Source organism: Arthrobacter sp. Y3225116 (assembly GCF_059091245.1).
The window spans coordinates 1-5,225 of record NZ_JBNHGL010000199.1 but is presented as its reverse complement, the minus strand read 5'-3'; the positions used below and the strand labels follow the sequence as shown (position 1 = coordinate 5,225).

The window sequence follows — 5,225 nt, the reverse complement described above, 5'->3', positions numbered from 1 at the left end:
CCGGCCCGGGGGCCCGGCTCCGGGCACGCGGCTCAGGCGCTGCGGCGCACCGCTGAGTCGGCCAGCATGCCCAGGGCCTGGCGCACGCCGTCCGTCACCGGCAGGGCCGCCAGGGCCGCGTCGGTCGCGGCGGTCCGGTCGGAAATCATCTGCTCGGCGGCAGCCAGGGCGCCGCTGCTGGTGATCAGGTCCCGCAGTTCTTCCACCGCCGCGTCGGAGAGCTCCGGTGAACCCAGCCGGCTCTCCAGCAGGGTGCGTTCGGCCGGCGTGCAGTGGTTGAGCGTGTGCGCAATCAGGACCGTGCGCTTGCCTTCCCGCAGATCGTCCCCGGCCGGCTTGCCGGTGGTGGCCGGATCGCCGAACACGCCCAGCACGTCGTCACGGATTTGAAAGGCCTCGCCCAAGGGCAGCGAGAATGCCTCGTAGGCCTCCAGCAGTCCGGCCGAAGCGCCGGCCAGCGCACCGCCCACGCTCAGGGGATGCACGGTGGAGTACTTGGCCGACTTGTAGCGCAGGATCTGCAGCGCGCGGTCCACGGCGGCTTCGGCCGGGCGGCCCGGTCCGGCAGCTTCCTCCAGCAGGTCCAGATACTGCCCGGCCATGACCTCCGCGCGCATGCGGTTAAAAATTGCGCGGGCCGGCGTTCCTGACGCGGACTCCGCCCCGATGCCGGCAAAGACTTCTTCGCTGAGGGACAGGCAGAGGTCGCCGGCCAGCAGGGCGGCGGCCTGCCCGTAGCGCTCGGCGTCCAGCGCCCAGCCGTTGAGCCGGTGCTGCTGCTCAAACCGGCGGTGCACGCTCGGGCTGCCCCGCCGGGTGTCCGAGCGGTCGATGATGTCGTCGTGGATCAGTGCCGCGGCCTGGAAGAGCTCCAGCGCGACTCCCGCCTGAACGGCCTGGCCGGCGAGCTCAGACCCCCCTGCCCCGCGCCAGCCCCAGTAGGCCAATAACGCCCGGAGGCGCTTGCCGCCCGCGGTGAGGTCGGTGATGGCCTCCACCAGCGGGGCCGCGTCCGGGGCCGCATCCTGCAGCAGGTCCTTCTGTCCGGCCAGGAACTCCCGGAGCAATCCGGCCACGGCCTGCCGGAAGTCTTCCTGTTCCGCGGCGCTCGTTGTGGTCGCTGAGGGTTCCATGCCGTTACCTCCGGTCTGCCCGTGCGGGGAGGGATTCGTCAGGGCGGTACAGCATGCGGCGGAGCTCCTCGCGGTGGTACTGATGTCTGCAGCCAGTCTAGACAATCCCGCCCGGCCGCCCAGCCGCCCGCCCGCAGCTTCGGCGGCACCGCAGGGCGGCGGCCAGCCTACGATAGTGCTGTGACCTCCCCGGACCAGCACAACTGCACCATTCTCCACGTGGACATGGACGCCTTTTTCGTGGGGGTGGAGTTGCTGGAGCGGCCGGAGCTGGTCGGGCAGCCGGTCATCGTGGGATCCGCCTCTGGCCGGGCGGTGGTGCTCTCGGCGTCGTACGAGGCCCGCAAATACGGCGTCCGCTCGGCGATGCCGATGGCACGGGCCCGCATGCTGTGCCCGCAGGCGCTCATCATTGAACCCAGCCACGGCAAGTACCAGCAGGCGTCGGCCCAAATCATGGCGATCTTCCGGGAAATCACACCCTACGTGGAACCCCTCAGCGTCGACGAAGCCTTCCTCGACGTGGCCGGTGCCCGCCGACGGCTGGGCGAGCCGCTGGAGATCGGCGCGCTGATCCGCCGCCGGATCTCGGCCGAGTTGGGACTGACCGCGACGGTGGGCATCGCCACGACCAAGTTCGTCGCAAAGATAGCCTCCACACACGCCAAGCCGGACGGCCTGCTGCTCATACCCGAGGCCGAGACGGTCGACTTCCTGCATTCCCTGCCGGTGGGCGCCCTCTGGGGAGTCGGCGCCAAGACGCGGGAGGTCCTGGCCCGCCTCGGCATCCGTACCGTTGCCGATGTGGCGCACACGCCGCCCGCGGCGCTGCACCGCGTCCTGGGAGCCACCGGCGACCACGTCCACCGGCTGGCCTGGGGGATGGACGACCGGGCGGTCACCCCTGAGCGGGTGGAGAAAAGCATAGGTGCCGAAGAAACCTTCGAGAAGGACGTCGACGACGACGAGGTGCTCGAGCGCGAGCTCCTGCGGCTCGCCTACCGGACGGCCGCCAGGCTCCGCGCCGGGAACCTGCGCGCCGGAACCATAGCGTTGAAACTCCGATATTCCGACTTCACCACCCTGAACCGGTCACGGAAGCTGCCGGCGCCCTCGAACAGCGCCCAGCAGCTGCAGGCCGCAGCGGCGGCGCTTTTGGCGGCCCTCGGCGAGCGTCCGCAGGCGGTCCGGCTCATCGGGTTGCGGGCGGAGCAGCTGGAGGACGCCGGCCGGGGCGGGCAGCAGTTGAGCTTTGACGGCCACGAGGACACGTGGCACAGCGCCGAACAGGCCCTGGACGAGGTGAACCGGAAGTTCGGCGGCGCGGGGATCGTGCCGGCCTCGCTGCTAAAGTCCGGGCCCCGCAAGCCGGCGGAGCAGGGCCCGGAATCCCGCCGCAGGCCGGGCCGGGGTCAGGGTGCGTGAAATCGGGGTGGGTGGGATCACAGGCGGGTCCTCGTGGCTTTCGATTGCAGGGTTTGCGCTCTATTCTTAGTAGCAGAGGTCAATTCGGTTCCGGTTGGTTTCAGGAACTCTTGTCCCGCGGAGTTCGTTGTACGCTATGCACCCCTGGGGGACTGGAACAAAGGAGGCTCAGATGCCACTCTCAGAGCATGAACAGCGGCTGCTGGAACAACTGGAGCAGCAGCTGCATGCTGATGACCCGAAGTTTGCCAGCCACATGGAATCGGCCAGCGGCCGATCGTTGTCGACGCGCCACATCGTCGTGGGCTCCCTCGTCGCGATTGCCGGAATCCTGGTCCTGCTCACCGGCATCCTCAGCCAGATCATCGCCGTCGGAGTCCTGGGATTCGTCATCATGGGTGCCGGCGTTTACTGGGCCACCACGCGTCATGCCGGGGCAGGGTCGCCGCGGGCGGCCGGCACCAGGCAGACTTCCTCATCGAAGGGCGGCTTCATGGCCAGCCTCGAGGAGCGGTGGGACGAGCGGCATCACGGCGAAGACCGCTGACCTAGGACCCGGCCGCCGGAGCAGCCGTTGAGGCTCCTCCACTTCGCCCCACCCGGCGGCTAGCGGCCGGCAGGCACGAAGGCAAGACCCGTCAAACGTCGGGTCTTTTCGTGTTTAAGGGGCCCGTTGAGGCCGGATTCGGCCCACGTCGCGGCGCGACGGCCGCTTCGGCCGGCTTGGACGCGATCCAACAGGCATTTCTGCTGCCGAGGGTTCCCCAGGCCCTCCACTTTCCCTCCACTCTGCTCCACCCGGCTGGTTCCGCGCCCCCATGCGGAGGGCGCCGAACATTTCCAGCTACAAAAGGGGCCGGAAGTAGTTGACTGTGGCGTGATGTGGAGTAAAGTGGAGGACATAAGAGGGTAGTGGTGACGCAGGGGGCGACGGTCTCCTCCAATCGGCAGGGCGGTGGCGATGTTCCTCGGGACACATTCGCCGCGGCTCGACGAGAAGGGGCGCCTGATACTTCCCGCAAAGTTCCGCGAGGAGCTTGCCGATGGACTCGTCCTGACGAGAGGCCAGGAGCGTTGCATCTACGTCTTCAGCCAGAAGGAATTCGAACGGGTTCACGAGGAGATGCGGAAGGCTCCGATATCTTCCCGCCAGGCCCGCGACTACATTCGCGTCTTTCTGTCAGGAGCCTCTGATGAAGTTCCGGACAAGCAGGGCCGGGTCACCATCCCGCCGGCACTGCGGATCTATGCAGGGCTGGACCGGGAGCTCGCGGTCATCGGTGCGGGAACCCGCGCCGAGATCTGGGATGCCCGGGCCTGGGACGACTACCTCCAGGAGCAGGAAACCGCCTTCTCCGAAACAGACGAAGACGTATTGCCCGGAGTCTTTTGACCCCGGGACGACAAACAGCACACGCGGCACGGACGTTCTTGGATGAGATCTCCAGCCGCCCGGCAGGTCCAACCTGGCTCACCTTCCCCGGAGCCAGGCGGGACAGGCCAGGCGCGGATGGGGATCTGGTTCAAGGACTTTCGGACTTAAAGACTCCAGCGACCAACCGGTCCCGGGCACCAGCAGGAAAGAAGGCTTCAGGATGAACAGCGAGCGGCCGGCAGGGGAGCGCCACATTCCGGTGCTCCGCGACCGCTGCATCAACCTGCTCGCCCCGGCCGTCGAACGTGCGGTGGCCGAACGCGGCCGCGCCGTCGTCGTCGATGCGACGCTCGGCATGGGCGGGCATTCGGAGGCCTTGCTGCAGCGTTTTCCGCAGCTGCATCTGATCGGGATTGACCGGGACGAACAGGCGCTGGCGCTGGCCGGAGAGCGGCTGCGCCCCTTCGCGGAGCGCACCGACCTGGTTCACGCGGTGTACGACGAGATCGCCGACGCGGTTGACGACCTCGGGGTGGGCCAGATCGACGGGGCGCTGTTCGACCTGGGCGTCTCCTCGCTCCAGCTGGACGAGCGGGACCGCGGTTTCGCCTATTCCTATGACGCACCCCTGGACATGCGGATGGACACCAGCCGGGGGATGACTGCCGCGGACATCGTCAACACGTATGCCGAGGCGGACCTGGTGCGCATCATCCGGCGCTGGGGCGAAGAGAAGTTCGCCGGACGCATCGCCTCCAGCATCGTGGCAGCCCGCGACGAAGCCCCGTTGACCACCACCGGCCAACTCGTGGAGGCGATCCGCAAGGTCGTGCCGGCTGCCGCGGCACGGACCGGCGGCCATCCGGCGAAACGCACCTTCCAGGCACTGCGGATCGAGGTCAACGAGGAGCTGGACGTGCTCGAGCGGGCCTTGCCGGCCGCCATCGACGTGCTCGCACTCGGCGGCCGGATCGTCGTGATGTCGTACCACTCGCTGGAGGACAAGATCACCAAGGCCGTTTTCGGACAGCTCTCGAGATCATCCGCACCCCGCGGGTTCCCGGTCGAGCTGGAAGAACACAAGCCGCAGCTGAAGACCCTGACCAAGGGCACCGAAGTGCCGACGGCGGCAGAGATTGAAGAAAACCCGCGGGCGGCTTCGGCCAAACTGCGGGCGGTAGAACGGATCCGGAACAGGAGCGCAAAATGAGTGCCAGTGCCCACGCGGCCCGTCCCGACCAGCATCAGTACGTGCACGGCAGCGCCGTGCCGGCCCGGGGTCCCGCGGCGGC

Annotated in this window: 5 protein-coding genes; 4 read left to right on the top strand and 1 reads right to left on the bottom strand. The window is 68.2% G+C overall.

The annotated features are described in order from the left end of the window. Nucleotides 1–32: 32 nt before the first annotated feature. Nucleotides 33–1,133, bottom strand: a complete 1,101-nt coding sequence (locus AC5RV2_RS14240; RefSeq protein WP_494092869.1) for a polyprenyl synthetase family protein — start codon at nt 1,131–1,133, stop codon at nt 33–35. A 225-nt stretch (nt 1,134–1,358) separates the two neighbouring features. Between AC5RV2_RS14240 and dinB the strand changes: the two genes are divergently transcribed. The 4 genes from dinB to rsmH all read left to right on the top strand — a co-directional run bounded on the left by dinB (nt 1,359) and on the right by rsmH (nt 5,143). After that, nucleotides 1,359–2,558, top strand: a complete 1,200-nt coding sequence (gene dinB, locus AC5RV2_RS14235; protein WP_494092870.1) for a DNA polymerase IV — start codon at nt 1,359–1,361, stop codon at nt 2,556–2,558. Nucleotides 2,559–2,730: 172 nt separating this feature from the next. Continuing rightward, on the top strand, nt 2,731–3,105 hold the full coding sequence (locus AC5RV2_RS14230) for an SCO2097 family morphological protein (protein ID WP_494067604.1): 375 nt from the start codon (nt 2,731–2,733) through the stop codon (nt 3,103–3,105). 414 nt (nt 3,106–3,519) lie between these two features. Then, the gene (mraZ, locus tag AC5RV2_RS14225; protein ID WP_494092868.1) at nt 3,520–3,951 is read left to right on the top strand and encodes a division/cell wall cluster transcriptional repressor MraZ; all 432 of its coding nucleotides are present in this window, start codon (nt 3,520–3,522) and stop codon (nt 3,949–3,951) included. 202 nt (nt 3,952–4,153) lie between these two features. Next, nucleotides 4,154–5,143 (top strand): 16S rRNA (cytosine(1402)-N(4))-methyltransferase RsmH, encoded by a 990-nt coding sequence (gene rsmH / locus AC5RV2_RS14220; protein ID WP_494092867.1) that lies wholly within the window; start codon nt 4,154–4,156, stop codon nt 5,141–5,143. Nucleotides 5,144–5,225: the final 82 nt, after the last annotated feature.